Consider the following 26,950-nt stretch of genomic DNA (forward strand, 5'->3'; position numbering starts at 1 on the left):
CTATCCCCGCGTTCTCTGCTCCATCGCGTATCAACCCAATAAACGCCGGTCCAATTGTCGGTATTGCAGAGCTTCTGCCAGATGCTGCCTGCCGATAGCCTCCTCGCCTGCCAGATCCGCCAAGGTCCGCCCAATCTTCAATACCTTGTGACTGGCACGCCGGGATAGCCCCAAGCGCTCGATAGCCTGCTCCAGCCATTTGCCATCCGCGTCGCTCAGTTGGCAGTGGTCCCGCAGCCCAGAGAGATCCAGATGTGCGTTGAGGCAGGGCTGGCGGGCCAGTTGGCGTGCTCTTGCCTGGCTGACCTGTTTTGCCGCGCTGCTACTGTCAAGATCACCCTGGGTCTGCCCTGCAAGGCTGAATGGTTCGTTGTGCATGGCCAGGTGCAAGTCTATGCGGTCCAGCAGAGGGCCCGAGAGCTTGCTACGGTAGCGTTGCACCTGTTCCGGCGAACAGCGGCAACGCCCCGAGGCATCCCCCTGGTAGCCGCACGGGCAGGGGTTCATGGCGGCGATCAATTGGAAGCGAGCAGGAAAGCTCAACTGTTCGCGCGCTCTGGCTATGTGAATCACCCCGGACTCCATGGGTTCGCGCAGCATTTCCAATACTTTGCGGTCGAACTCGGGTAGCTCATCCAGAAATAATACGCCCTGATGCGCCTGGCTTATCTCGCCCGGCCGGGGTTGGCTGCCGCCGCCCACCAGTGCCGCAGCAGATGCACCATGATGGGGCGAGCGAAAGGGGCGCACTGGCCAGGCTTGCAGCGGCTCACTGCCGCAGACCGATTGAATCGCGGCAACTTCCAGAGCTTCATGCTCGGTCAGTGGCGGCAGTATGCTCGGCAGGCGGCTGGCCAACAGCGTTTTTCCGGTGCCGGGAGGGCCGAACAGCAACAGATTATGGTTCCCGCTGGCGGCAACAATCAGAGCGCGTTTGGCTTGGGCCTGGCCCTGCACATCAATCAGGTCGGCAAGCCCGGTGGCTGCCTGCGGCTGGCTATCGGTCGGCACCGGTTGCAGTTGGCGCTCGCCGCGCAGATGCTCGCACAGCTCCAGCAGATGGTCTGCGGCGATGATGTGTACGCCGCGCACCAACGCCGCTTCGCTCGCGTTGGCGCGCGGTAGCAGTAAGGTTCGCTGTTGTTCACGGCAGGCCAGCGCGGCAGGTAATACGCCCTGTACCGGCCGCAGTTCACCAGACAGCGCCAGCTCACCCAGGCATTCGCAATGTTCCAGGCTATCGGCGGGTATCTGACCGCTGGCGGCCAGCAACCCCAAAGCTACTGCCAGATCAAAGCGCCCGCCTTCTTTGGGAAGATCGGCCGGGGCGAGGTTGATGGTGATGCGTTTGAGGCTGGGGAAATCCAGATTGGCATTCTGCAAGGCGCTGCGCACGCGGTCCTTGCTTTCCTTGACCGCGGTCTCCGGTAAGCCGACCAGCGTCAGGCTGGGCATGCCGTTGGCCAGGTGTACTTCAACGGTAACGGCGGGCGCTTGAATACCCAATTTGGCGCGGCTGTGAACAATAGCCAGGGACATGATCGCTCCTTGATCAGTCCGTCCTGCTTTCTCAGGCGGACGGGGGTTGAGCGCGTTGCTCCATTTCGGTGACGCGCTTTTCCAGTGCCTCGAGCCGTTCGCGGGTGCGTTGCAGTACCACTTGCTGGGTCTCGAACTCGTCGCGGCTGACCACGTCGAGTTTTGCCAACGCGCTTTGCAGCAGGCTCTTGAGGTGTTTTTCCACGTCCGGCGCGGGCAAGCCTTTTTCGCTCATCAGCAGGCGCGTGGCCTGGCTGCTTACCGCATCAATCAAGACTTTATGCAACATGACTGTACAACCTGTTCGCTGGCGATGAGGCCGCTCAAGGAGCGGTCCGGTATGTGATCTCCGAGTCTAACATCCTGGGTAGTTTTCGTGCCATTTCAGCGCACTGCGGATTTGTGCCCGATATCAGCACGTCGTAAAAGCACGACGCACCAGGTTGGTGCGCCGATAAAAGCGAATGGCCAGAGTCCTGACTGTGCTGGAGGGTTAACTGATTGAAATATAGCGATAAATTAAAAGTGGCAGGCTTTCTGCAATGCACATCCCAGCTGAATTGGGCGGAGTAACCTTTTCGCGCATTCCGCCTCTGAGCAGCATGACTTTGCAAAAAGCCATCCAAGGAGCATAAGAAGATGAAGCAGTTGATAAAGGCTATGACAGCCGTTGCCCTGCCGGAGTGTGCTGCCGGCGCGGACGACTGCAACAACATCTGTGCATTGTCCGTTTCTAAAAGCCTCTAACTCGGCATAGACTGGTCCTGTCCCCCAGGGCAGTCCATCAATCGGGAGTAACAACATGAAATTAGTAACGGCTGTTATCAAGCCTTTTAAATTGGACGACGTGCGTGAAGCACTCTCCGAGATCGGCGTTCAGGGCATCACCGTGACTGAGGTCAAAGGTTTTGGCCGGCAGAAAGGTCACACCGAGCTGTACCGCGGCGCAGAGTATGTAGTGGATTTTCTGCCCAAGGTGAAGATCGACGTGGCCATCGGTGACGACATGCTCGACCGCGTCATTGAAGCCATTACCAAGGCCGCCAACACCGGCAAGATCGGCGACGGCAAAATCTTCGTGGTCAACCTGGAACAGGCTGTCCGCATCCGTACAGGCGAGACGGGCACAGACGCAGTCTGAGCAGTCACCTCATCACTGAATGCAGTAACTAAGCCTACATGGGGGGCTTATTATGGAAGATATCGTCCAAATCAAGTACGCGCTTGATACGTTCTACTTTCTGATCTGTGGCGCACTGGTCATGTGGATGGCAGCGGGTTTTGCCATGCTCGAGGCTGGTCTGGTCCGTGCCAAGAACACTACCGAAATTCTCACCAAGAACATCACGCTGTATGCAATTGCCAGCGTGATGTACCTGCTGGTCGGTTACTACATCATGTACTCCGGCGACGAAGGCGGCATTATGCCCAACCTGGGTCTGCTGATCGGTAGCGAAAACGCAGTTGAAGATGTGCTGGCAGGTGGCGATGACGCTCCCTACTACTCAGCTCGTGCTGACTTCTTCTTCCAGGTGGTGTTTGTTGCTACTGCCATGTCGATCGTTTCCGGCGCGGTAGCCGAGCGCATGAAGCTGTTCGCCTTCCTGACCTTCGCGGTCATCATGACTGGCTTCATCTACCCGATCCAGGGCTACTGGAGCTGGGGCGGTGGGTTCCTGTCCGAAGCTGGTTTCAGCGACTTCGCCGGTTCCGGTATCGTTCACTTGGCGGGCGCCTCTGCGGCTCTGGCTGGCGTGATCATCCTCGGGCCACGTAAAGGCAAGTACGGCTCCAACGGTCAGATCAATGCGATCCCCGGTGCCAACCTGCCACTGGCTACACTGGGTACCTTCATCCTGTGGTTGGGCTGGTTCGGCTTCAACGGTGGTTCGCAGCTGATCGTGTCCAACATTGAAGATGCCAACGCTGTTGCCCAGGTGTTTGTTAATACCAACGCCTCCGCGGCGGGTGGTCTGATCGCTGCTCTGGTTGTTGCACGCATCCTGTTCGGCAAGGCCGATCTGACCATGGCACTGAACGGTGCGCTGGCTGGTCTGGTTGCCATCACTGCTGATCCGCTGTCCCCCGGTGGCTTCCAGGCTACCCTGATCGGTGCGGTTGGTGGTGTGCTGGTGGTGTTTTCCATCCTTGGCTTCGACAAGATCAAGATCGACGATCCGGTCGGTGCCATCTCCGTCCACGGTGTGGTTGGTATCTGGGGTGTGCTGGCGGTTCTGCTGACCAACAGCGATGCCACCATCGGTGGCCAGCTGCTGGGTATCGTCTCCATCTTCCTTTGGGTGTTCATCACCAGCCTGATTCTCTGGACCATCCTCAAGGCGGTCATGGGTATCCGGGTTACGGAAGAAGAAGAGTACGGCGGTGTGGATCTGTCCGAGTGCGGTATGGAAGCCTACCCCGAGTTCACCAGCAGCAAGTAATCACGCTGACTGAGTCAACTTATGCAGTACCCAACACGGCGCCTTCGGGCGCCCTGTTTCGTTTCTGAGAGGCGATTGTGTCATCGCCCTTCAGGGAGCTGGCAACACAGGCTAAACTTACCGAACTACATGGGGTCCTAGCGGTAACGCAATCTCATGTTGAATGGAGCCTAATATGGTGGATAAAGAAATGCAGTCAGAAACTTACGAAGAGCTGATCGAGTGGACCGGTGCCTTGCACCGCAAGCTGGCAGAGCGACTGGAGCAAGGCATGGATGGTGAGCCCGGCGAAAAGGCCAAATGGCTGCTGGAATACCTGGCCGACCATGAGCGCAAACTCAACGACGTGGTGAGCAAGATCAGCAAGCACGGTAATGCCGGTGCTTTGCATACCTGGCTGTACGAGCACCTCAGCGAAAAGCTGCCCGCGGACCAACGCCAGACGCTGTCCTTCGTCGGCATGAGTTTCGAGGAAATCAGCGAAGCGATAATGGACATCCACAACCAGTTGATAGAGCTGTATCGGTCCGCTGCCGGACGCGCGCCGACGCCTGAAGTGCGCGAGCTGATGGAGGAAATGCTGGAGCTGGAAGAGCATGAAACGCTGCGTCTGGCGAGCCAGGTTGATAGCGTCAGAGCCATGTGATGTGTGTTTGACACAAAAAAAGTCTGCCGGGTACTAGCCAAATCCCACCGTTGAGCTATATATAGCGTGTTTTCCTTGGGAGGGGTTTGAATGAGCGACGACGATATTGACGATGATGACCTGAACGCCGCAGATGATGACGGTGAATCGGATGATCTGCCAGTAGTAGATAGTGACGACAGCGGCGATGACGACGGTGATGAGCCGGCGGTCAAAACGCGTAAAAAGGCGGCCGCAGCAGAAGATCTGCTTGAGGGTTTGTCCATCGAAGCCAAGGCCCGCGAGCGGGAAATGCTTGCGCGGCAGATGGAAGAGTTTATGGCCAGAGGCGGCAAGATCCAGGAAGTGGATCCCAACGTAGTCGGCGACCCGCCGAGAAAGCCTGACAGCAAATACGGTAGCCGGCCGATCTGAGCAGATCGGCAAGGCAGATGATCGGCGGTTATCTGCCTTGGGCTGAACGGTTGAACGTGACTGCGGGCTATTTCGGCAATCGGGTTAGCTGCGCGGTATAGCCTTCCAGCCAGGTGGGTATCTGGCTGAGGCAATTCACCTCTCCATCAGGGCGTACCGGATCCGTCCAGGGTTTGCCTGTGCGGTTGAACCAGAGCGTATGCAAGCCTGATTCACGGGCACCCTGGATATCGTCTACCGGATGGTCGCCTATGTGCAATGCATGCGCAGGCTCGACGCCAGCGCGTTCCAGGGCCGCCAGAAAGGGGGCTGGGTCGGGCTTGCTGATGCCGACCTCGTCCGCTGAGACAATCACACTGAAGTACTTCGCCAAACCCAGACGCCGGACATCGGCATTGCCATTGGAGATAGTGGCCAAAGTGTATCGGCGCGAGAGCTGCTCCAGCAGGCTTTCGGCATGCGGGAATAGGGTGAGGGCATGGCGCGCTTCGAGAAAGACTTCAAAGCCCTTCTGCGTCAGCTCTTGGACCTGCTCCTCGGCGTAACCGGCACGCGTTAGCCCCAGGGACATGACCGCAATGCGAAAGTCGGTCACCCGATGTCTGAGCAGCGGATCGCTGGCCAATACTTCATGGCGTAACGCCTTGCGCGCCTCGCTGTCCAGACGCTCGGCGAACTGTGGGGCATGCTCGGCATACCAGGCCATCAGGGTCTGCTCGGCAGCCGCGACCACCGATTCGGTTTCCCACAGCGTGTTGTCCAGATCAAAGGTCAGCAGGCGGATCATTCAGGTCTCGTTCTTGCGTTTGGCTCGGGGATGGGCTTGATCATACACCTGAGCCAGATGCTGGAAATCTAGGTGTGTATAGATTTGTGTCGTGCTGATATCGGCGTGCCCGAGCAGTTCCTGCACCGCTCTTAGGTCGCCGGAGGACTCGAGCATATGGCTGGCAAAGGAATGCCGCAGCATGTGCGGATGCAGGTTCTGGCCGATGTGCTGCACGCCCCAGGCGCGCACGCGCAGTTGAATCGCGCGGGCGCTCAGGCGCCGGCCTTGCTTGCCGACGAACAGTGCCGGGTTGTCGCCGGCCACCAGCATGCGTACCGGCAGCCAGCGTTCCAGTGCCTCCAGCGCCAGGCGCCCTACTGGCACCAGACGGGTTTTGTTGCCCTTGCCCAGCACCCGGACTTCGCCTTGGGCACTGTCCAGTGCCAACACGTCCAGGCTCGCCAGCTCGGACAGGCGTAACCCCGAGGAATAGAACAACTCCAGCATGGCGTGATCGCGTACGGCGAGCCAGTCGTCATCGCTGTTGTCGTTGAGCAGTTGGGAAGTCAGGTCAGCGTCCAATGCCTTCGGCAGCTTGCGTGGTGATTTGGGTGCGCGCAGATCAACCGCGGGGTTGTGCTTGCACAGCCGTTCGCGGATCAGATAGCTGTACAGGCTGCGAACGGCGCTGAGCAAGCGCTGCAAGCTGCGCCCGGAAAGGCCGGCCTGGTGCCGCTGGGCGACGAACAAGCGCAGCTGCGGGGAGTCCAGCGCCTGCCAGCGGGTGATCTTGCGCTCAACCAGAAAGTCGCGCAAACCTTCCAGATCATGCCGGTAGGCTTCAAGCGTACGCGGGGAGAGTTGCCGTTCGTTACGCAGGTACCGGTAAAACGCATCCAGATCGTCCTGCAACGCCGCGGCGGGCATGCTCAGCCTTGCCCCTCATCGGCCAGCGGCCGCTGGCGTAGCAGCACCCGCGCAAGGGCGTCGGCGATATAGCCGAGGAACAGGGTGCCGGTAGCATTGCGATAATGATTGGCATCACGGCTGCCCAGTGCAATTACCCCATGGGTTCCCTGATGCTGGATTGGCGATAACGCGGTGGAGGCAACCTGGCTACCGGCTTCGCCAAACAGGAAGGTCAGTTCGTGCGGGCGTAGCACGCCGCTGAGCGTCTTGCCGCTGTCGAGCAGATGGCCGATGGCTTCGCGGGCTTCGCTGTGGGTAACGCAGCGGGCATTGCTGAAGCGCGGCGTTTCACTGAACAGAATCAGGCTGACATAGGGCACCTGAAAATCATCGCGCAGACTGTCTTCGATGCTGGCAATCACTTGCTCCAGGCTCTGCGCCTCCAGCAAGTTGAGGATCAGCCGGCGGCTTTTCTCGAACAGTCGATCATTCTCGCGGGCCACGTCCATCAGTTGCCCGAGACGATGGCGTACATCGATATTGCGTTCGCGCAGCAGTTTGACCTGGCGCTCGACCAGCGAGACGGCCTGGCCGGACTGATGGGGGATAATCAGCTCCGGCAACAGGTCGTCGTACTCGGCAAAGAACGCCGGGTGCTGGCGCAGGTATTCGGCGACCTGGGCGGCGTCCAGTGCTGCCGCAGGTTGAGTTGGCTTGTCGCTCATACGCGTATCTGTCCTTCATAAACCCGAGTGGCGGGGCCGGTCATCATCACCGGCTGGCCGGGGCCGGCCCATTCTATGTGCAGTGAACCGCCGGGCAATTGAATACTGACGGGTGATACCAGGTGGCCCAGGCGGATGCCGGCCACGGCTGCGGCGCAGGCGCCAGTGCCGCAGGCCAGCGTTTCACCGGCGCCGCGCTCATACACGCGCAGGCGCGCATGGTGGCGGTCGATCAATTGCATAAAGCCGGCGTTGACGCCCTGGTCGAAGCGCGGGTGCTTTTCGATCAGCGGGCCCAGGCTTGCCACCGGGAAGCTGTCGAGGTCATCCACCAGCGTCACGCTGTGCGGGTTGCCCATGGACACCGTGGAGATCTGCAGTTGCTGCTCGCCTACTTCCAGCGTATAGGTCAGCGCCTCGGTATCGGCCTGGAACGGGATCTGCGCGGGAGAGAAGCGCGGCGCGCCCATGTCCACGGTGATCTGCCCGTCGGCGTTGACATTAAGAATGATTGGGCCACCCGCGGTTTCCACATGAATCTCGGATTTGGCGGTGAGGCGCTTGTCCTGCACGAAGCGCGCAAAGCAGCGTGCGCCATTGCCGCACTGCTCTACCTCGCCGCCATCGGCATTGAAAATGCGGTACCGGAAGTCCATGTCCGGATTGCCTGGTGGCTCGACCACCAGCAACTGGTCAAAGCCAATGCCGGTGTGCCGGTCGCTCCACTGGCGGATCAGCTTAGCTGACAGCTGCGCATGCTGGGTCACCAGGTCGATGACCATAAAGTCATTGCCCAGCCCATGCATTTTGGTAAATCGCAGCAACATTTCAGACCTCGGGTAACAGGGATTCGCCAGCAAAAAGTTCGCTGATGGTTTCGCGGCGGCGGACCAGGTGACTGTGTTGGCCGTCGACCATGATCTCAGCCGCGCGCGCACGGGTGTTGTAATTCGAGCTCATGACAAAACCGTAGGCCCCGGCGGAACGTACGGCCAGCAGATCACCTTCGGCCAGCGCCAGTTCGCGGTCCTTGCCGAGGAAGTCGCCGGTTTCACACACCGGGCCGACGATATCCCACTGCAACGGCGCAAAATCAGTGCGCGGTGTCACGGCATCAATTCCCATCCAGGCACTGTAGAGCGCCGGACGGATCAGATCGTTCATTGCCGCATCAATAATCGCGAAGTTCTTGTGCTCGGTGGGCTTGAGCAGATTGACCCGCGTCAGCAATACACCGGCATTGGCGACAATTGACCGGCCGGGCTCGACCAGCACGGTCAGATCGCGGCCAGCCAGGTGATTCTGGACCTTGCCCAGATACTCTGCAGGCGTCGGCGGCACCTCATCGCGGTAGGTCACGCCCAGCCCGCCACCCAGGTCCAGGTGGCCGATGTGGATATCTTCTGCGGCCATCTGGTCGATCAATGCCAGCAGCCGATCCAGTGCATCGATCAGCGGCGTATCGTCGGTCAGTTGCGAGCCGATATGGCAATCCACTCCGCAGATGCGGATATTCGGCATTTGCGCGGCGCGGCGGTACACTTCGGGCGCCTTGGCGATATCGATACCGAACTTGTTCTCTTTCAGCCCGGTGGAAATATACGGATGCGTCATGGCGTCGACGTCAGGATTGACCCGCAGCGATATCGGCGCCTTGACGTTCAACTCGGCGGCGACCGTTTGCAGGCGCTCCAGCTCGGCGGTGGATTCGACATTGAAGCAATGGATGCCCACTTCCAACGCACGGCGCATCTCATCGGCGGTTTTACCCAGGCCGGAGAAGACGATCCGCGATGGCTGGCCGCCAGCGGCCAGTACGCGCTCCAACTCGCCAACAGAGACAATATCGAAACCCGCGCCCAATCGTGCCAGCAGATTCAGCACTGCCAGGTTGGAGTTGGCCTTGACCGCGTAGCAGACCAGATGCGGCGTGCCAGCCAAGGCTTGATCCCAGGCCAGCCAGGCTTGCTCGATGGCGTTGCGCGAGTAAACGAAACAGGGCGTGCCATACTGGTCGGCAATTGCGGACAATGGCAGGGCTTCGGCGTGCAGTTCGCCGTTTTGATAATCAAAGGCTGTCATTGGTGCTATCAGTCTTCCGTCGGTTGCTGAATCAATGCCTCTTGTGCCGGATCTTCCGGCTGACCAGCGGGCTCTTCGGGCATGTACAGCGGGCCTTTCTGACCACAGCCAGCCAGCACCAGCAAAGCAAAGATCAACGCAGCGGAAAGCTTCATAATAAAATCCTTATTGAATTACAGGCAATATACGGCAGTATACCCAGCCGCCCGGCTTGGCGCACCCGACCGGCGCCAGTATCAGACAGAAGAGAAGCATGTATGCATGAACTGAGCGAAGACGAATTCAACAAGCAGGCCGACCAGCTGCAGGATCAGATCGAACACGCGATGGACGCCAGCGGCCTGGATCTGGACATGGAGCAAAGGGAAGGCTCGCTGGTATTGATGCTCGCGGAAGGCCCGCGGCTGGTTATCGGGCGTCAGCCGGCGTCGCGTGAAATCTGGCTGGCGGCGCCGGACAGCACCCGGCATTTCGGTTATCGGCTTGGCGAAGGTTGGCTGCACGACTGCGATGATGAGCCGTTAGCCTCGGTACTCAGCGACATACTCGAAGACCTGACCGGGGAAGAAGTCGAGCTCGAGCTGGATACCGAATAGTGGCCAGCAGCGCTTCTGCACCAGGCCGCCAGCCATCACCCTGCGTGCGCCAGTGCTGCCTGGACGGCGACGAGTGCCTGGGCTGCGGGCGACTGATGAAAGAGATACTGGAGTGGGCAGCCGCGTCAGACGCGCGTCAGCAACAGATTATCCTTGCCGCGCGGCAACGCCACGGCAGCCGTCAGGCAGCGCGGATCAAGCCCTGAGACTCTGCACCGCGGCGTTCAATGAGTCCTCAAGCTGTTGCCGATAACGCAGGTACTGCACCGTTTGCATGCTGCCGGCCGGATCGATAGCGGAAAGATCGAGGTCGGTGATGTAACAGGGATAGTCTTCATCGCTACGGCGTTTCTTCAGGATGTGCTGGGCCACTTCCGAATACAGCCGCGTACCATGCTCCAGCTCAGAAAACTCCCGTTGGTCACAAAAAATGCTCACCTGTAGCCGCTGGCCTTCATCCGGTTCAGCAATCGCCTGTACCGCGTAATAATCGGCTTCTACACCCTGTGCGGGCAGTGCCTGCTGTTCAAGACGCAACGTCCGACCTTCACTGGCCGGCAATATTGCCGCAAGCTGAATGGGCTCTTCGCGCAGGCTGCTCTCCAGGCTCAGGTTCACCTGTTTGCGCAAGCGCACACTGTGCAGAAAGCGCAGTAGCGGCAGCAGCAAGGTGCGTTCATCGCGATAGCTCTGGCGGTGATTCCAGACCGAGCCCAGTTCATCCAGCACCGTCACTTCTGCCTGGCGCTGGGGCAGTAATCGGTAAAACACCTGAATGCGCCCGGGCTGGGCCTGTTGCAGTACCAGCGCCAGGTCCTGCCCTTGCAGCGCGTAACGGTCGAGCGTCAGCGGGCTGTAGTCCGCGCGATTATTGCCCAGATAGCGCCCCAGCCGCTCTCGATCGGCGATCTGAGTAATATCGATCTGACTGCCCTTGCGTTCCAGCACTTGATAGCTGTTCTGCACCTGCAGCAGGAAACGCGCTGGCGGGTCGCAGAGCAGCTCTCGCGTGGCGTCGCGGAACAGGTGCTCAACGCGCTCGGCGATGGCGGTGGAACGGTTGCGGCAGAAGCAGGCGACGTTCAGCTCGGGCAGACGCTGATACTCATGACCTTTGTTCAGGTAATCACACAGCGCCTGAATGCACGCCTGGTCACCCTCAAAACGGGTGACCAATATCTCGTTCCAGCTGTTCAGCGTGATCTGATCAATGCTCAGAATCAGGTTGTCGCGCAGGCCGGAATAGCCCAGGGCATCGGTGTGACTGCTGATCAGGTGCAGATTTTTCTGACTGGTGGCAGGTAGCGGATCAAGCCCGGCGTTAATCAACAACAGGCTCTGGCACGGCTGGCTCGCGCGGGATAGTGCATCTTCGGTCAACGCTGGCAGAGGCAACGGGAAATTGTGCCGGATCGCCGCCAGCAAGTTACCCAGCTCGAATTCGCTGAGCGCGCTGTCACCGGGATGCACGGCCACGCGGGTCGCCATGTCTACCAGACCGTTGCGGTAGGCCCAGGTCAACAGTTCGATCAGGTGCCGGCTGCGCTTAAGTGGTGAGTGATCAGCCAGCTCTTGGTGTTTCAGCGTGCCGCGGTACAGGCTCCAGTGCGCTTGACGGTCTTCGCCGCCGGGCCGCTGCGCCAGCGTCAGTAGCGGCTCGCTCAAATCTGGGGCAATGCCCGGATTGACTAGCTCGATCTTGCCGGCCTTGCGCTCGAATGCGGCGTACAGGCGGCGACCTAGCAATGACAGGTCGCGGCGATTCACCTGATTGATCACCTTCTGGCTGCGGCCGAACTGGGACAGAAAGCGGTAGCTGTGGGTCAGTTCGCTGACCAGCTGCAAGCGCTCCTGTGCCACTTCTTTAACCCGCCATAGCTGCCGGTTGTCCATCTGCTGCAACTGGCGCGTATCCCAGTGCCACTCGCTGACCAGCTTCTCCATCAGGCTGCGTTTCCAGCCGAGCGAGCCGCTGCGGCGGCTCAGTTGCACGTCAGCCTTGATATACAGGCAGCGGCGCACCAGCTCCAGTCGTTCGCGTTCATCACGTTTGAGCAGATAGGCTTCGATGCGGCGGTAAAGCATCACGTAGGGGTCAAGCTCGTCAAGGTCGAGGCGGTTGGCATAGACCTGGCGTTTGAAGTCCAGGCTAAGGCAATGCACCGCCGGGTGTTCGCTGGCATAGACCTCGGTCAGCAGCAGCTTGAGCACTGACTTGTAGGGCGACTCGATGCCTTTGAACAACTGCCAGAGCCCGGCGCCGACATATTCGCCCGCTGGAATGCGGGCCATATGTCCCAGATTCAGACTTTCCTGTTCGCGGATAAAGCGCCGGTCGATCAGGTGCCGCGTGTAGTTGGGGTAATCCTTCTCCTCGCTGGCAGGCACTAGCCACCAGAGTGGGAAGCGGCCGCCGATCAGAATGGCGGTGCGATAGAACTCGTCGAGCAGCAGGTAGTGCTGGGTGCTACCGCAATCTTCAATGGATAACGCGTTGCTCCGGTACCCGAGGCTGAAGGTTTCGGGATTGACCAGATGAAAATGCGCTTCACTGCCCTGGGTCGCCGCCCAGTCGGTGATCAGTTGGCACTTACTGGCCAGTTCTGCGATGGCCTGAGCGCTCAACTCTGGAGAATGGCAGACCCAGATATCCAGATCACTCTGGTCCGATTGCGCAATGGTGCCGCCGCTACCCATCAGGTAGAGCGCCTGAATGTCAGGGGTGAATCCAGCCGGGTGGCGACGGTAACTGAAACTGCGCGTCAGCGCCTGAGCGCCGAGCAAGGTTTGTGGGTCAGGGGTGTAGCCGGGCAGCCCATGCGGCGTTTGGCGCGCGACATAACCTGGCAGCAATGGATGGTTTACATCAAACAGCAGCGGGATCAACTGCAGCACGTTGTACTGGCGCGGGGATAGCGCCTGCAACACGCGCTGCAGGCGACTCTGGTTGATCCCCATAAAGCGTTTGCGCAGGGTGGTCAGCGCCTTGCGGTCGATGCCATCTTCAAGCTGTAACTGAATTTCCCCACGCTGGGCCATAAACGGCTATTTCATCCTCACTCGGCGCGTAATATGGTCAGCAGCGCCTGGCTGTGGGCGGCGGCATCCAGCCCCAGGCTGGTCAGGTAACCGCCATCGGGCAGGGTGGTTAGTCCGCGCTCATGCAGCCGGCCCGCGGCTGCTACCACGTCTGCAGACGCTTCATGCTGGTGAATTTTCAGCCCTTCCAGGGAGCTGGCCAGGTTGAACTGATTCAGCAAGTTGATTTCGGCAATTTCTTCCGGCTTCAGCATAATGGGCAGTTCCTTTTTCGGATATTGTTCTCGCAGTCTAGCGCTAAACCCGGCGCAAAAGCATAGGGTTTCTCGTCTATTTGTCGTAGTGGGCCGGGCATTCAGCGAGCTTATGCCACTGGAAATTTTTCCGGCGCAGGGCTACAACAGCAGTACACAAGAATAACCAGCTTCGGAGACTCCTTTCATGCTTAAACTTCATGGTTTTGCCGTCAGTAACTATTTCAACATGGTCAAGCTTGCGCTGCTCGAGAAGGGCCTGGATTTTGAGATCAAGGTGGTGCATGGCAGCCAGGATCCGGACTTTCTGGCCATCAGCCCGCGCGGCAAGGTGCCTTGCCTGGAAACCGAACACGGGTTCATCAATGAAACCAACGTGATTCTGGAATATATCGAGGAGACCCAGGGCGGCAAGCGTCTGCTGCCGGAGGACGCCTACCAGCGCGCTATCGTGCGTGCCCTGACCAAGGAGATCGAGCTCTATATCGAGCTGCCGGCTCGCAGTTGCTACATGGAAGTATTCTTTGGCGGCAAGGTCGATCAGGCGATCAAGGACAAGGCCAAGGCTGAACTGCTGGCCGGCGTAGCTACGCTAAAGCGCCATGGCAAGTTTGCGCCCTACGTGGCCGGCAGCGAGATGACCATTGCTGACGTGATGTTCCTCTACAGCTTTGACCTGGCCTGTGCGGTGGCGAAGAAATTGTTTGAGATCGACCTGCTGGCGGACTTCCCGCAAGCCAAGGCGCTGCTGGAGCAGCTAGGCAAGAACGCCAACGTGCAGCAGGTCGAAGCGGACAAGAATGCCGAGATGGCGGCGTTTATTGCCGCAGCCAAGGCTGGCAAGAAGTAACACGCGGGCCCCTGTGTCTACTCGCTTTTCTCGGTAGTCTGCGGAAGGTCAGAATGGATTCCCGCCTGCGCGGGAATGACGGGGTGGAGGGCGGAAATGGAGTGGGTGGGGACTTGACGTATTGGGTCTCCCTCGACCGTCCCACTTCGTCATGACCGTTCTGGCATCCCTATCTCAGTAGGTCCTTCGCTGCACTCGGTCATTCCCACCTGACTTCGTAATTCCGGTTCCACTCTGTGGTTCCGGTTTCACTCGGTCATTCCCGCGTAGGCGGGAATCCAAGCGGTGTATCGGGCGGTCGAGAAACTCCTACGCCACACACCGTCATTCCCGCGAAAGCGGGAATCCATTGAAGCTGCCGTGCAAATGCCCAGCCACGCTGACACCCGAACCGGCTAGATCATGTCGCCAAAGCGATCATCCTTGCGGAACACCAGCGGCTGGTTGAAGCCGGGAACGCGGATATGGTCCTGGGTGATCTCGATCTGATGATCGTCGATCATGTTCTGCCCGAAGTTGTAGATGATATCCAGCTGCCCTTTGAGCGCGCGCTGGTCATAGGCTTGCGCGGCGCTGCGGGTTTGTTCGCGGCGTGCGAGGTAGTCGGCGAAAGCCGCCTCGCCATAGCGCTTGCGCAGCATTCTGTCGACCACAGTGGGCGCTAGTACCACGGCGCTGGCATTGTTGCCGCCGAAGCCCTTGGAATTGATAAAGCACACTTCCAGCGGGTTATCTGCGCGGCCAACATCGCGGGTATTGATGCGCAGGTTTTGCTGGAATACGTCATCAGCAACAGCATCGATGGTTTTGATACCGGGCACGATCTGGTACTTGAAAGTGCCCAAAGCCGAGGCCAACTGGTCAGCGCTGGCGCTGGCCAGCGAGTGCCCGACAAAAGCCTTGACCGCCGTCAGTGGCAGCTCATGTATACCGAAGGCCTCGGCGACACGGTCTAGCAGCTCCGACTCGGTTATCCGGTTGGCGGGTGTGCTGGAGCCGTGGGCGTGGATAAAGCTGCGCTGCTTGACCGCGTCTTCGCCGAGAATCTGCATGGCGCTGTTGATCGACTTGGACATGGTCAGATAGTTGCCAGGCCCAGGCGCGGAAATGGACTTCTTGAAGCCATCAGCATTGACGAATACATCCGGCACCGCGCCATGGATGTCCGCGCCCAGTTGCATGGCCAGTTCGTCATCCATCAGCATAAAGAACTGGCTGGACTCGGCCAGGGTGAAACCGCAATTCTGGCTGAATGGCCGGCTGGCGCGGCGGAAGTCGACGTCGTCCTTGCCTTCTATGCTGCGCAGGCCTTCTTCGGTGGCCAGCGCGCCCATGGCGCCGTATCCCTCGATGCATTCCTGGGTAATCGGCGCTTCGCCGTTACCTACCAGCACCACGCGCGCACGACCGCTGGTAATCATTTCGGTGGCTTTCTGCAGGTTGTACAGGAAGCTGGCGCAAGCGCCGCTGATCGCGCCGGTGGTGCCGACGCTGCCGAGAATATAGGCGTTGATAAAGTCCGCCGGCATGCTGTTCAGGCCCAGCGCCAGTTGCTTGGCACTGACCCGGTTGCCCTTCAGGCGCGACTGCATCAGGCCGCCAAAACTGTTTTCGTCCAGTTGGCTCATGGCGCTGCTGGCGAATACTGCGATCTCGTCCGGCTGTACGCGGTCGACGATGGTTTCCCAGGCGATGCCGGTGGAGCGCAGCGCATCAGTGGCAGCGACTATGGTCATCTGCAGGCCGCGCGGATGGAAGCGTGACGCGTATTGCTCGCCCGGTTCGAAGCCGCTGGGCAGTTGCCCGGCAGATTTGACCGGCAGCGCGCGGTAGCTGTCGACCTTGATATCGCAGCCGTCGTAGACGGTGACCATGACTTCGGTGTCGTTAAGGTTCTCGATCACCCAGTCGGTTGGCAGCGGCTCGGGCAGTTGCTTGGCCAGGGTGATGAAGGAAAAGGGCTTGCCGGCTTCGCCGGTGATGGTCAGGTTTTTCTGCCAGTGGGCTGCGTCCACGTCCAGGTAGCGCTTTTCAATCCGGCGCACCAGGGTGCCGTCGAGAATCTGCTGGCCAAAACGCGACTCGATATCTGCCGGGGTCAGTACCTGGCCTTCGTCATCGACATATTGGTCGTTCTCTACCTGCACCAGCTTCATCAGAACGGCCAGGCCGGCCAGGGTTTCCTGACGCTCCGCGCTGGGCAGGGATTCGATCACGGTACGACGAAACCCGTGGTGAAAGGAACTGCGGCCGGCGGCGTTGTACCCACCGAACCCGACAATAACCGGCAAACGCGACATAACGCATGACTCCTGGCAGTGCCCAACTGCTCCGCTGGCAAGGTTGCCTAGCTGAGCCTGGGTATGTTCTTCGATTGCTTATGCTGACGAGAACTGTAACTGCTTGGTCACGTTTAGACCATGCCGATTTCAATTTGCGCTGAGCCTGGCGATTTGCCAGCGCCCTGGTTCAACCGCCGGCCTGTTCGAAGATCACATACACCTTGCGGGTGGGCTTGAGCACTTCCCAACTGCCGACGAAGCCCGCCGGGATCACGAAGCGATCACCGGCCTTGAGTGCACGGCTAGCGCCCTGGCTATCGTGCAGGATGGATTCGCCTTCGAGAATTTCGCAGTATTCATGCTCACTGTAGCTGATGCTCCAATGTCCCGGCTCGCAAGCCCAGACGCCGGAGGAGAACTGGCCGCAGGGGCTGCTGTAATGATTCTGCACGCTTTGCGCCGGGTCACCGGCGAGCACTTTGGCCGGGTCGGGGCGATAGTGTTCTGCCTCGCTGGTGGCGGTGGCGAAGTCGATAATGCTGGAGATGGACATGAAGAGTCTCGGGAGATGGTTTTCGCGCCGAGGCCGGCGCTCCCATAGGGCCCGTGAGTTAACTGGGCTAGCGTTCCCACAGAAATGTACCGTGGGGATTCGTCCTGGTGGGAGCGCCGGCCTCGGCGCGAAAAGGGTTAATAATTACTTCATGGTCGGAATGCTGAACTCCGCACCCGAACGAATACCGGTTGGCCACCGCGAGGTAATCGCCTTGCGCTTGGTGTAAAAGCGTACGCCGTCCGGGCCGTGCATATGCAGCGGACCAAACAGTGAGCGCTTCCAGCCGCCAAAGCTGTGGAAGGCCATGGGCACCGGAATTGGCACGTTGACGCCGACCATGCCGACCTGAATCTCGTTGCAGAACTGTCGAGCGGCATCGCCGTCACGGGTGAAGATCGCCGTGCCGTTGCCGTATTCGTGCTCATTGATCAGCTTTACGCCGGTCGCGTAATCGGGCACGCGGACGATGCACAGCACCGGGCCAAAGATTTCTTCCTGGTAGATGCTCATATCGGCGGTGACCTTGTCGAACAGGCAGCCACCCATAAAGAAGCCACTCTCCAGGCCGGGCACGCCAACTTCGCGACCATCGATTACCAATTCTGCGCCTTCCTTCACGCCCTGGTCGACATAGCCCTTGACCTTGGCCAGATGCGCCGCCGATACCAGCGGGCCCATTTCCATGCCGCCGCTCATGCCGTTGCCCATCTTCAGCGATTTGACCTGCGGCTTCAGCGCAGCCACCAGCTTGTCGGCGACCTCGTCACCCACCGCAACCGCGACGGAAATCGCCATGCACCGCTCGCCAGCGCTACCGTAGGCGGCGCCCATGAGTGCGTTGACGGTCTGGTCCAGGTCGGCATCGGGCATCACCAGCATATGGTTCTTGGCGCCGCCCAGTGCCTGGACGCGCTTGCCGTGGGCACAGCCGGTGGAGTAGATATATTCGGCAATCGGCGTGGAGCCAACGAAGCTCACGGCCTGCACATCGGGATGCGTCAGCAGTACATCGACCGCTTCCTTGTCGCCGTTGACGACGTTGAACACGCCATCGGGCAGGCCGGCTTCAGTCAGCAGTTCGGCCAGACGCATGGGCGTGCTGGGGTCTTTTTCCGATGGCTTCATGATGAAGGTGTTGCCGCAGGCGATGGCGATGGGGAACATCCACATGGGTACCATCGCCGGGAAGTTGAACGGTGCGATACCCGCGCACACGCCCAGCGGCTGATTGACCGACCAGGCATCCACGCCGCCGCCGACCTGTTCGGTATGCTCGCCCTTGAGCAAATGCGGAATGCCGCAGGCAAACTCGACCACTTCCAGGCCGCGGGTCAGTTCGCCCTTGGCATCTTCGAACACCTTGCCGTGCTCGCGGGTGATCAGCTCGGCCAACTCATCGGCGTGTGCTTCCACCAGCGCCTTGTACTTGAACAGCACGCGCGCGCGATTCAGCGGCGTGGTTTTGGCCCAGTCCGGTTGCGCCGCTTTCGCCACCGCAATCGCCTGCTCTACTTCGCTGACGCTGGCCAGGGAAACCTGGCCGCGCTCTTCGCCGGTGGCGGGTTCGAATACCGGTTGGGTGCGTTCGCTGGCGGCGGTGCGCTTGCCGTTGATGAAATGAGTCAGTTGCAGGGTCATTGGGTCACCAGTGCTGTAAAGAGTATGTATGTTTATTTGATGTATGTGTGCTGGCTGGCGGCTGGACCAGCCATTGCGGACACGCAGCAAGTACGTCCCTGTAGCTCATCGGTGGCATCCCTGCCACCGACGGTCCGCAATGGCTGATCCAGCCACCTGCTATAATCTCCGAGCTTGCCGCCCCCAGGAACGCAGAACATAGCGGGGGCCGGCGGATACTTACCGCTCAAGGAGTCCGACGAATTACATCCCCGAGTATATTGATCATCCGGTCGATATGGCTCTTCTCGACAATCAGCGGCGGCGACATGGCAATAATGTCACCGGTGCAGCGTACCATCAGACCGTCCCAGTAACAGGCCTCGAACACCTCGTAACCACGTGCGCCGGGTTCGCCCTCGCGGCTGGCCAGATGCACGGCACCAACCAGGCCAGTGTTGCGGATGTCGATCACATGGTGCATGCCCTTGAGACTGTGCAGACCTTCCTGCCAGTAGATTTCCAGCTCCTGGGCACGGGTCAGCAGGCCGTCGCGGGCATAGATATCCAGCGTCGCCAGTGCGGCGGCAGCGGCGACCGGGTGGCCGGAATAGGTATAGCCGTGGAAGAATTCGATCAGGCCTTTGGGGCCGTGCATAAACGCCTGTTGAATCTGCTCGCTGACAAACACCGCACCCATGGGAATGGCACCGTTGGTCAGGCCTTTGGCGGTGGTCATGATGTCCGGAGTGACTTCCCAGCGCTGCGAAGCAAAAGGCGCGCCGACGCGGCCATAGCCGGTAATCACTTCATCGAAAATCAGCAGGATGCCGTGCTTGGCGGTGATTTCACGCAGGCGCTTGAGGTAGCCGACCGGCGGCAGAATGACGCCGGCAGAGCCGGACATTGGCTCAACGATCACCGCGGCGATATTTTCCGCGCCGTGCAGCGTAACCAGTTTTTCCAGATGATCAGCCAGTTCCGCGCCGTGCTTTGGCAGGCCGCGGGTAAAGGCGTTGCGTTCCAGATCCAGCGTGTGCGGCAGGTGATCGACGCCGGGTAATTGCACGCCAAAGGCTTTGCGGTTGTTGACCATGCCGCCGACGGAAATGCCGCCAAAACCGACACCGTGATAGCCCAGCTCGCGACCGATCAAACGGGTGCGGGTGCCTTCACCGCGGGCACGCTGGTAAGCCAGCGCAATCTTCAGCGCGGTGTCTACCGACTCGGAGCCAGAGTTGGTGAAGAACACCCGATCCAGGCCCTTGGGGGCGATCTCCACCAGGCGCTCGGCAAGCTGGAACGGCAGAGGGTGACCCATCTGAAATGTGGGGGCGAAATCCATCTTGACGATCTGCTTGCTCACCGCTTCGGCAATTTCCTTGCGGCCGTGCCCGGCATTGCAGCACCACAGCCCCGAGGTACCGTCGATGATCTGTCGGCCTTCGACGTCGGTGTAGAACATGCCTTCGGCGCTTTCCAGCATGCGCGGGCGGCTCTTGAACTGACGATTGGCGGTAAATGGCATCCAGAACTCGTCAAGACTTTGGTCCTGTGACTGGGTAGCGGGCTGTTGCATGCTGTTCATGGGGCTTTCCTGGCGCTGCTGTAGCGGGTGGTTGCGTGGCGAAGACAATGATACCAAAACAAGAGATCGCCCCGAGTTTATGTCAAAAATAACAAACGAAAAAGACCGTGTTTCGCATTTAAACGCAATATCTACTGACCTTCTGTCAAATATATTGAATTTACTGAGTCGGCTGATTACTGTTTGTCAGATCGAAGCCCGTCCCTTATGCCCTTTTGTCCGTTGAGCGGGCGCCCAGGGGTGTGCGCTGCACTTAGGGTTTGGCTCTCAAGGGTGGGATAGACACGAGTATGGATTGGAAAACCTACGGGATTGTGACCACGGCAGTGATCTGCGTCGGACTGGCGCTGGGCATTACCCTGCCGCTGGTGTCCTTGCGCCTGGATGAGTGGGGTTATGATGCCTTTGCCATCGGCGTTATGGCGGCTATTCCGGCGGTGGGCATGCTGGTCGGCGCCAAGATCACCGCGCGGCTGGCGGGTTGGCTGAGTACCGAGAATGCCATGCGGCTGGTTATGGTTTGCAGCGCCATATCGGTAGGGTTGCTGGCGGTGTGGCCGAGTTATGCGTTGTGGCTGGTCCTCAGGCTGGTGCTCGGCGTCTCGCTGACGGTGACCTTTGTGCTCGGCGAAAGCTGGATCAATCAACTGATCGAAGATCGCCTGCGTGGCCGGCTGGTCGCGGTCTATGGCAGCGCCTTTGCGCTTAGCCAATTGTGCGGCCCACTGTTGCTGGGCGTCATTGGCACCGATGATGACATCGGCTTCTGGTTGTCCAGTGGCTTGCTGCTATTGGGCTTTGTGTTGCTGCTGCAAGCCACCGGCGCTCCGGTAGTGGATGCGGCCAGCACCTCGGGCAGGGCCTTGATGGGTTTTGTGCGCAAATTGCCGGCGGTGGCCTGGGCGGTGATGCTGTTTGCTGCATTCGAGGCGATGACGCTGACCTTGTTGCCGGTGTATCTGATCCGCGAAGGTTTTGATGCGCAGCGTGCGCTTTTTATGGTTGGCGCCGTGGTCATTGGTGATGCGGCCCTCCAGGTACCGATCGGCTGGCTGGCGGACAAGCTGTCGCGTACCACGTTGTACAAAGCATGTGGTCTGGTGCTGCTGGTCTCCAGCCTGACGATACCAGCAATTCTGCAGAGCGTATTGATCTGGCCGGTACTGGTGCTCTTTGGTGCCAGCGCTGGCGGGTTATATACCTTGTCACTGATCCTGATCGGGCAGCGTTACCGGGACGATGCGCTGGTGCGAGCCAATGCGCATATCGCAATGCTGTGGGGGATTGGCAGTCTGCTCGGGCCGTTATCGACCGGCGCCGCGAGTCAGTGGCTGAGCAGCCATGCGCTGCCGTTGCTGATGGCTATTGCCGCTTTGGTTTTTATCGTTCTGGCCTGGCAGCGCGGGGCGTTCAGCGACGTTGCCGTCGCTGCGCCGCAAACCGACCGTACAGCTTAGCGAGTCCCAGTGCGGCCAGGACTCTTCCACACCAAGCTTACTGGCCTTAGCGCCACTGGTACTGCAGGCCGACGCCAACCAGCCATTGCCGATCCGGTGCCGGCTCGTAATAGCGGGCTCCCGCACCGTTGACGATAAGCGAACCGATATATTCACGGTCACCCAGATTATCAATCCGCGCGAAAGGTTCGACTTCCCAATTGCCGACCGCATGCGTGTACGCCGCGCGCCAGTTGAATACTGCATAGCCGGAGGCCGCCTCTGCGGTGTTGTCATCGGTGGCGTAGCGCTGACTTAGGCTCTGGGCCTCTAGCGCGGTAATAAAGCCCGTGCCGGGCGGTTGCCAGCTGAGCTCAGCAAACAGGCTATGGCGGGGCACACCAGGCAGGGTGCGACCTGACAGATCGCTGCCATCGGCGCGCTGGTATTCGTCGAAGCGTGCATCCAATAGCGTATAGGCCAGATAAGCGCTGATGCCGTGATCAAAGCCCTGCTCTACCGCCAGTTCTATACCGCGTCGGGTCGAGCGCCCGGCGTTGGCAAAGGTGCCGCGTCCGGTGAGCTGCTGCTCTTCGCCGGCTACAATCTCGTCTTCTACCCGGCTTTCGAACAGCGCCAGATCAATGCGCGTCTGATCCTGACGATATTTCATACCAATTTCGGCGTTGCGCGACTTGCTCGGTGTCAGATCAAAGTTCAGACCGCTACCCTGGGGCTGGTAGGCCAGTTCCTGAAAGGTCGGCGTTTCAAAACCCTGTCCCAGCGCAGCGTACAAGCTTACCGCTGGCGTCCACTGATAGCTTAGTCCGAGAGCTGGATTGGTCTGGCTGTAACGCACGCTGCCGCTATCGTCCTGACCGTCGATTAGATAATCGTCGTCCGAATCAAACTCGACGCGGCTGTGACGCACGCCTGCCGTTAGCGTCCAGCGCGGGTCCAACTGCCAGGTACTGATCAGATAGGCATCCTGGCTGTCGACGGCGTTGAACTCATCGCGCTGCTGAGCGCCTTTGCGACCGGTCTCGTTGACGAAGCCCTGACGTTGTTCGCCCTGGTAGTCATAGGTCACGCCGGCAGCCAGCTCGACGGGCAGGCCGAATGCCTCGGTATTGCGTTGCCAGCCCAGTTCACCACCGCCAAAATTGCGATCCAGCTCTATCACTCCACCGCCAGAGAACTGGCCGCCGCCCGGGAACGCCAGATACTGCTGCACATAACGTTCGCCGCCATAGACCATGGCGGTCACCTGATCATCGTTGCTCAGCCGTCGGGTGTAATTCAGCCCTGCCTGATTGTGTCGCACGGTCTTGCGCGTATTGAAGGTCTGGCTGCCGGCTACGGACTGGCGCCGATCTTCACGCACCTGCTGCGCAGTCAGACCCAGCGGGTCCTCGGTTTCCGGCTGGTCCAGGCTGTTAATCAGCAGGGTCAGGCTGGAGGCGTCATCGATATCCCAGCCCAGGCGCAGGTTGGCAGTGTCGCGCTGGGTTTTGCTGTGGTCGCGATAGCCGTCGGTATCCAGGCGGGCGACGTTGGCGTTGATATTCAGGTCGCCATGCTGGCCACCGTAGCGCAGGCGCGAGCGGCGCAGGCCGTCGGGGCCGAAGGCGCTGCGGCTTTCCAGCGTCGGGTAGAAACTGCCTTCCCCGGTAAAGCCCTGAATGATGCCGCCAGAGGCGTTGCCGTATAGCGTGGTCAGCGGGCCGCGCAGCACTTCGATGCGCTGCATGCTATCCAGATCGAACAGGGCTGGCTGGCCCTGGCCGTCGGGCATGGTTAGCGGAATGCCGTCCTGCACCAGGCGCACGCCCCGTACGCCGAAGGCCGCGCGCGCACCGAAACCTCGGGAGGATATCTGCAGATCCTGGGCGTAATTCTGCCGGTTTACGGCCACCAGGCCGGGCACCCGTTGCAGCGACTCGGATAGATTCGCGCCCAGGTTGGAGGTCTCGAGCTCGTCCGCCGACAGGGTGCTGCGAGCCAATGGCAAGCGCGTGTCGTCCTCCTGCGCCTCGCTACCCAGCACTACTTGCGCGGGCAGGCTGAGCTGGCGTTCCTGGGCGATGCTGGCAGCCGGAAAGCTCAGGCTGGAGAGAATGCCAATGGCGCATGGTGCAATTTTTTTCATGGGAGTCGCTTGGTTGCTGTTATAGGAAAACGCTCAGTGTAGGCGGCTTATAAAAGCCGCAGGCGTTCAGTTATTGCGTTTGTCGGGGGACAGAATACGTTTGAGCGGCGGCAACAGGGTTTCGCTGCCACTGACCGAATCGGTGGCCAGTTGGTCGCGGAAGTTATCCAATGGCGGGTCGCTTTTATCATCGTGTTCGAATATGGGTGGGCTGAACATATAGGCCACCAGTAAGCGGTTCAATGCCGCCAGGCTATCACGGTGGGTGCGTTCGTACCCGTGGGTAGCGTCGGTGCCGAAGCCGATCAGGGCGATACGGGTGTCGGTGCCGGAACGGATCGCGGATTCCGCGTCGCTGTGGTAATAGCGGAACAGGTCCCGGCGCACCGGAATTTCGTCGCGGTGACAAAGGCTCTGCAAATGCCGCGTCAGATGGTAATCGTAGGGGCCGCCAGAATCCTGCATGCACAGGGTGACCGAATGCTCGGTGGTGCTCTGACCAGCAGCTGAAGGCGCGATATCCACGCCAACGAATTCGCTGACATCCCAGGGCAGCACTCCCGCCGAACCGGTGCCGGTTTCTTCGGTGATGGTGAAGACCGGGTGGCAATCCATCGGCAGCAGTTCGCCGCTGTCGACTACCTGCTTGATTGCGCTGAGCAGCGCAGCCGCACCAGCCTTGTTATCCAGATGCCGGGAATTGATATAGCCGGTATCAGTGAACTCGGGGCAAGGATCAAAGGCGACAAAATCGCCGAGATGAATGCCCAGGGCTTCGGTTTCGGCGCGGCTGGTGGTGGCTGCATCTACGCGCAACTCGACGGTATCCCAACTCACCGCAAGATTGTCTACACCTTCATTAAAGGCGTGCCCAGAGGCCATCAATGGCAGCACGCTGCCGCGCAGGCAGCCGTGGTCGCCAAACAGGCTGACCCTGCTGCCTTCGGCAAAGCGGCTGGACCAGTGACCAATGGGTGCCAGTTCCAACCGCCCGTTGTCCTTGATGCCGCGGACCATGGCGCCGATGGTATCCAGGTGAGCCGCGATGGCGCGGTCCGGAGTAGCCTGCTTGCCTTTGAGCGTGGCGCGAATGGTGCCGCGCCGGGTCAGTTCATATTCCACGCCCATGGCGTCCAGGTGCTCGGCGACATAGCGGACGATGCCATCGGTAAAGCCGGTGGGACAGGGAATGGCGAGCATTTCCAGCAGTGTGCGCTCGAGAAATTCCATGTTCGGTCCGGGGTAGGTCTCGGTCATGCATTCCTCCGTCTGTGTGCCTGAGCTTCCTGTCGCTGCGCTGCCGTCATGATGGCGAGCGAGTGAGCGGAAACAACAGGTCGATAAAGCGTTCCGCGGTGGGTTGCGGTTCGTGGTTGGCAAGCCCTGGGCGCTCGTTCACCTCAATAATCACATAGTCTGGTTGATCCGGTTCGGGAACCATCATATCCAGTCCGGCGACGGGTATTTCCAGTGCCTTGGCCGCGTCGATTGCGGCCTGCCGGAGCGTCGGGTCCAGCTTGCGTGTCACATCTACCAGCATGCCGCCAGTGTGCAGGTTGGCGGTGCGCCGCACGAACAATTGTTTTCCATAGGGTAATACATCATCCAGGCTGAAGCCCTGGACTTCAACCGTGCGCCGGGTTTCATCGTCCATCGGTATACGGCTTTCACCATAGGTGCTGGCCTGGCGTCGGCGGCTTTGCTTTTCAATTAGCTGGCGCAGGCTTTTTACCCCATCGCCGCATACTTCGGCAGGCCGCCTGATCGCCGCCGCCACTACTTCGTAATTGATCACTAGCACGCGAAGATCCTGGCCTGGGTGGTAACTTTCCAGCAACACCTCGCTGTCGAACTGGCGCGCCGCGGCTACAGCAGACTCCAGCGCGTTGGCGTCGCGAATATCCACGGCTACGCCCTGCCCCTGCTCACCGTTGTTAGGTTTGACCACCACAGCGTTGTGCTCTGCCAAAAAGGCCGCGTTGACGTCGGCCGTGTCTGCCACCTTAAACCGCGGTGTGCTCAGGCCTTCGCGTTGCAGCGTCCGATGGGTCAGCTGCTTGTCCTGGCACAGGGTCATGCTGATGGCGCTGGTCAGATCGCTGAGCGATTCCCGACAGCGGATCCGGCGCCCGCCGTGGGTCAGGCTGAACAGTCCTGCAGGAGCATCGTGGATATTCACCTCGATACCCCGGCGCCGCGCCTCGCGGGTGATGATGCGGGCATAGGGGTTCAGCTCCTGATCCGAGTCCGGGCCGATAAACAGCACCTGGTTGATGCTGTTCTTGCGCTTCAAGGCAAAAGTACGCAGCTTGCGAAACCCCAGTTTGCGATACAGCGCTTTGGCCTGTTTATTGTCGTGCAGCACCGAGAGGTCGAGGTAGGAACAGCTGCGGCTCATGAAATATTCGACCAGATGCCGAACCAGCGTCTCCCCTACGCCGAAGCGCTGAGTGCTGCTGTCTACCGCCAGGCACCATAGGCTGGAGCCCTGCTCCGGGTCATTGAAGGCCTTGCGATGGTTCAGGCCCATCACCGTGCCGATCACTTCGCCGCTTTCCTCATCTTCCGCCAGCCAGAACACGGGGCCGCCGGCCTCCCTGGGCGTTATCTTGTCCGGGTCCACGCAGGCCATATTCTGCAGCTTGTAGAGCCGATTGATCGCCTCCCAGTCGGCATCGCCATGCGGGTGTCGCAGATTGAATCCTTGGGGGCTCTCATGTGCGGGCCGGTAATCGCTAAACCACAGGCGCAGGGTGTCAGAGGGGTCAAGGAACAGTTGCTGTGGCGCGAAGGAAAGTACCACCTGCGGATCTTCAACGTAGAGCACGATATCGCGCTCGCCAGGTTGTTCATCCAGGAGAGTCTCGGCCAGCAAGCGATAATCGGAAAAAGTCTGGCCGAACAACAATCTGCCCCAACCGCAATGCACCGCGGCATCGGTGGCCGCTCCGGTGCTGGTTCCCTGCTTGGCGTGACTCGCACGCAGACTCTCGAACGTGGGGGCATTGCCGCGCAGCATGCGTTGTTGATCCGGTGGCATGGGTCTGGACATGGTCAG

At 59.9% G+C, this 26,950-nt stretch carries 25 protein-coding genes; 8 read left to right on the forward strand and 17 right to left on the reverse strand.

Going from position 1 to position 26,950, the window contains the following annotated elements:
- Window positions 1-30 precede the first annotated feature (30 nt).
- Together DT594_RS13205 and DT594_RS13210 are read right to left on the reverse strand one after the other, a co-directional pair.
- On the reverse strand, window positions 31-1,539 hold the full coding sequence (locus DT594_RS13205) for a YifB family Mg chelatase-like AAA ATPase (protein ID WP_149333085.1): 1,509 nt from the start codon (window positions 1,537-1,539) through the stop codon (window positions 31-33).
- 31 nt (window positions 1,540-1,570) lie between these two features.
- Complete coding sequence (locus tag DT594_RS13210; protein ID WP_149333086.1) at window positions 1,571-1,828, reverse strand: accessory factor UbiK family protein; 258 nt, start codon at window positions 1,826-1,828, stop codon at window positions 1,571-1,573.
- A 513-nt stretch (window positions 1,829-2,341) separates the two neighbouring features.
- Here DT594_RS13210 and glnK point away from each other — a divergent pair.
- The 4 genes from glnK (at window position 2,342) to DT594_RS13230 (ending at window position 5,040) form a co-directional block, all read left to right on the forward strand.
- Window positions 2,342-2,680 carry a P-II family nitrogen regulator gene (gene glnK, locus DT594_RS13215; RefSeq protein ID WP_096346362.1) on the forward strand — a complete coding sequence of 113 codons (339 nt, stop codon included), beginning with the start codon at window positions 2,342-2,344 and terminating at the stop codon, window positions 2,678-2,680.
- A gap of 52 nt (window positions 2,681-2,732) precedes the next feature.
- Window positions 2,733-3,980 carry an ammonium transporter gene (locus tag DT594_RS13220; protein ID WP_149333087.1) on the forward strand — a complete coding sequence of 416 codons (1,248 nt, stop codon included), beginning with the start codon at window positions 2,733-2,735 and terminating at the stop codon, window positions 3,978-3,980.
- A gap of 175 nt (window positions 3,981-4,155) precedes the next feature.
- A complete protein-coding gene (locus tag DT594_RS13225) occupies window positions 4,156-4,626 on the forward strand; it encodes a hypothetical protein (RefSeq protein WP_149333088.1) in 471 nt (156 codons plus the stop codon).
- A 90-nt stretch (window positions 4,627-4,716) separates the two neighbouring features.
- Window positions 4,717-5,040, forward strand: a complete 324-nt coding sequence (locus DT594_RS13230) for a hypothetical protein (RefSeq protein WP_149333089.1) — start codon at window positions 4,717-4,719, stop codon at window positions 5,038-5,040.
- Window positions 5,041-5,107: 67 nt separating this feature from the next.
- Here the strand turns inward: DT594_RS13230 and DT594_RS13235 are convergent, their stop codons facing one another.
- Genes DT594_RS13235 through lptM form a run of 6 tightly spaced genes read right to left on the reverse strand, consistent with a single transcriptional unit; the run spans window position 5,108 to window position 9,680 of the window.
- On the reverse strand, window positions 5,108-5,827 hold the full coding sequence (locus tag DT594_RS13235) for an HAD family hydrolase (RefSeq protein ID WP_149333090.1): 720 nt from the start codon (window positions 5,825-5,827) through the stop codon (window positions 5,108-5,110).
- Window positions 5,828-6,721 carry a tyrosine recombinase XerC gene (xerC, locus tag DT594_RS13240; protein WP_281290907.1) on the reverse strand — a complete coding sequence of 298 codons (894 nt, stop codon included), beginning with the start codon at window positions 6,719-6,721 and terminating at the stop codon, window positions 5,828-5,830.
- A 17-nt stretch (window positions 6,722-6,738) separates the two neighbouring features.
- Window positions 6,739-7,443: a DUF484 family protein gene (locus DT594_RS13245; RefSeq protein ID WP_096346357.1), complete on the reverse strand. Its 705-nt coding sequence runs from the start codon at window positions 7,441-7,443 to the stop codon at window positions 6,739-6,741.
- A complete protein-coding gene (gene dapF / locus DT594_RS13250; protein WP_149333092.1) occupies window positions 7,440-8,270 on the reverse strand; it encodes a diaminopimelate epimerase in 831 nt (276 codons plus the stop codon). The genes DT594_RS13245 and dapF overlap by 4 nt, the downstream gene beginning before the upstream one ends.
- 1 nt (window position 8,271) lies before the next feature.
- Window positions 8,272-9,525, reverse strand: a complete 1,254-nt coding sequence (gene lysA, locus DT594_RS13255; RefSeq protein WP_149333093.1) for a diaminopimelate decarboxylase — start codon at window positions 9,523-9,525, stop codon at window positions 8,272-8,274.
- A gap of 8 nt (window positions 9,526-9,533) precedes the next feature.
- Complete coding sequence (lptM, locus tag DT594_RS13260; RefSeq protein ID WP_149333094.1) at window positions 9,534-9,680, reverse strand: LPS translocon maturation chaperone LptM; 147 nt, start codon at window positions 9,678-9,680, stop codon at window positions 9,534-9,536.
- 102 nt (window positions 9,681-9,782) lie between these two features.
- Between lptM and cyaY the strand changes: the two genes are divergently transcribed.
- Entirely contained in the window at window positions 9,783-10,121 is a 339-nt protein-coding gene (cyaY, locus tag DT594_RS13265; protein ID WP_149333095.1) for an iron donor protein CyaY, read from the forward strand.
- Window positions 10,121-10,327: a DUF1289 domain-containing protein gene (locus DT594_RS13270; protein ID WP_149333096.1), complete on the forward strand. Its 207-nt coding sequence runs from the start codon at window positions 10,121-10,123 to the stop codon at window positions 10,325-10,327. The genes cyaY and DT594_RS13270 overlap by 1 nt, the downstream gene beginning before the upstream one ends.
- Here DT594_RS13270 and DT594_RS13275 read toward each other — a convergent pair.
- Together DT594_RS13275 and DT594_RS13280 are read right to left on the reverse strand one after the other, a co-directional pair.
- On the reverse strand, window positions 10,317-13,160 hold the full coding sequence (locus DT594_RS13275; protein WP_149333097.1) for a class I adenylate cyclase: 2,844 nt from the start codon (window positions 13,158-13,160) through the stop codon (window positions 10,317-10,319). The two genes, DT594_RS13270 and DT594_RS13275, sit on opposite strands and share 11 nt — an antisense overlap.
- Window positions 13,161-13,177: 17 nt before the next feature.
- On the reverse strand, window positions 13,178-13,414 hold the full coding sequence (locus tag DT594_RS13280; RefSeq protein WP_149333098.1) for a TIGR02647 family protein: 237 nt from the start codon (window positions 13,412-13,414) through the stop codon (window positions 13,178-13,180).
- 187 nt (window positions 13,415-13,601) lie between these two features.
- On the opposite strand from DT594_RS13280, the gene DT594_RS13285 reads away from it, so the two are divergent.
- Window positions 13,602-14,264, forward strand: a complete 663-nt coding sequence (locus DT594_RS13285; protein WP_149333099.1) for a glutathione S-transferase family protein — start codon at window positions 13,602-13,604, stop codon at window positions 14,262-14,264.
- 395 nt (window positions 14,265-14,659) lie between these two features.
- On the opposite strand, the gene DT594_RS13290 is transcribed toward DT594_RS13285, so the two are convergent.
- The 4 genes from DT594_RS13290 to aptA form a co-directional block, all read right to left on the reverse strand.
- Window positions 14,660-16,564, reverse strand: a complete 1,905-nt coding sequence (locus DT594_RS13290; RefSeq protein WP_149333100.1) for a beta-ketoacyl synthase — start codon at window positions 16,562-16,564, stop codon at window positions 14,660-14,662.
- A 169-nt stretch (window positions 16,565-16,733) separates the two neighbouring features.
- Entirely contained in the window at window positions 16,734-17,099 is a 366-nt protein-coding gene (locus DT594_RS13295; protein WP_149333101.1) for a cupin domain-containing protein, read from the reverse strand.
- A 144-nt stretch (window positions 17,100-17,243) separates the two neighbouring features.
- The gene (locus DT594_RS13300; RefSeq protein WP_149333102.1) at window positions 17,244-18,740 is read right to left on the reverse strand and encodes a CoA-acylating methylmalonate-semialdehyde dehydrogenase; all 1,497 of its coding nucleotides are present in this window, start codon (window positions 18,738-18,740) and stop codon (window positions 17,244-17,246) included.
- Between the two features lie 226 nt (window positions 18,741-18,966).
- On the reverse strand, window positions 18,967-20,307 hold the full coding sequence (aptA, locus tag DT594_RS13305) for an omega-aminotransferase AptA (protein ID WP_425460555.1): 1,341 nt from the start codon (window positions 20,305-20,307) through the stop codon (window positions 18,967-18,969).
- Between the two features lie 290 nt (window positions 20,308-20,597).
- On the opposite strand from aptA, the gene DT594_RS13310 reads away from it, so the two are divergent.
- Window positions 20,598-21,764, forward strand: coding sequence for an MFS transporter (locus tag DT594_RS13310; RefSeq protein WP_149333103.1), 1,167 nt, complete (start codon window positions 20,598-20,600; stop codon window positions 21,762-21,764).
- Between the two features lie 46 nt (window positions 21,765-21,810).
- Here the strand turns inward: DT594_RS13310 and DT594_RS13315 are convergent, their stop codons facing one another.
- From DT594_RS13315 to ngg, 3 genes are all read right to left on the reverse strand, one after another.
- The gene (locus tag DT594_RS13315; protein WP_149333104.1) at window positions 21,811-23,892 is read right to left on the reverse strand and encodes a TonB-dependent receptor family protein; all 2,082 of its coding nucleotides are present in this window, start codon (window positions 23,890-23,892) and stop codon (window positions 21,811-21,813) included.
- 66 nt (window positions 23,893-23,958) lie between these two features.
- Window positions 23,959-25,149 (reverse strand): osmoprotectant NAGGN system M42 family peptidase, encoded by a 1,191-nt coding sequence (locus tag DT594_RS13320; RefSeq protein WP_096346344.1) that lies wholly within the window; start codon window positions 25,147-25,149, stop codon window positions 23,959-23,961.
- Window positions 25,150-25,195: 46 nt separating this feature from the next.
- Window positions 25,196-26,944: an N-acetylglutaminylglutamine synthetase gene (ngg, locus tag DT594_RS13325; RefSeq protein WP_246164635.1), complete on the reverse strand. Its 1,749-nt coding sequence runs from the start codon at window positions 26,942-26,944 to the stop codon at window positions 25,196-25,198.
- Window positions 26,945-26,950: the final 6 nt, after the last annotated feature.

The sequence above is a fragment of the Halopseudomonas laoshanensis genome, from assembly GCF_008365385.1.
In the GTDB taxonomy this organism is placed as follows: Bacteria; Pseudomonadota; Gammaproteobacteria; order Pseudomonadales; family Pseudomonadaceae; genus Halopseudomonas; species Halopseudomonas laoshanensis.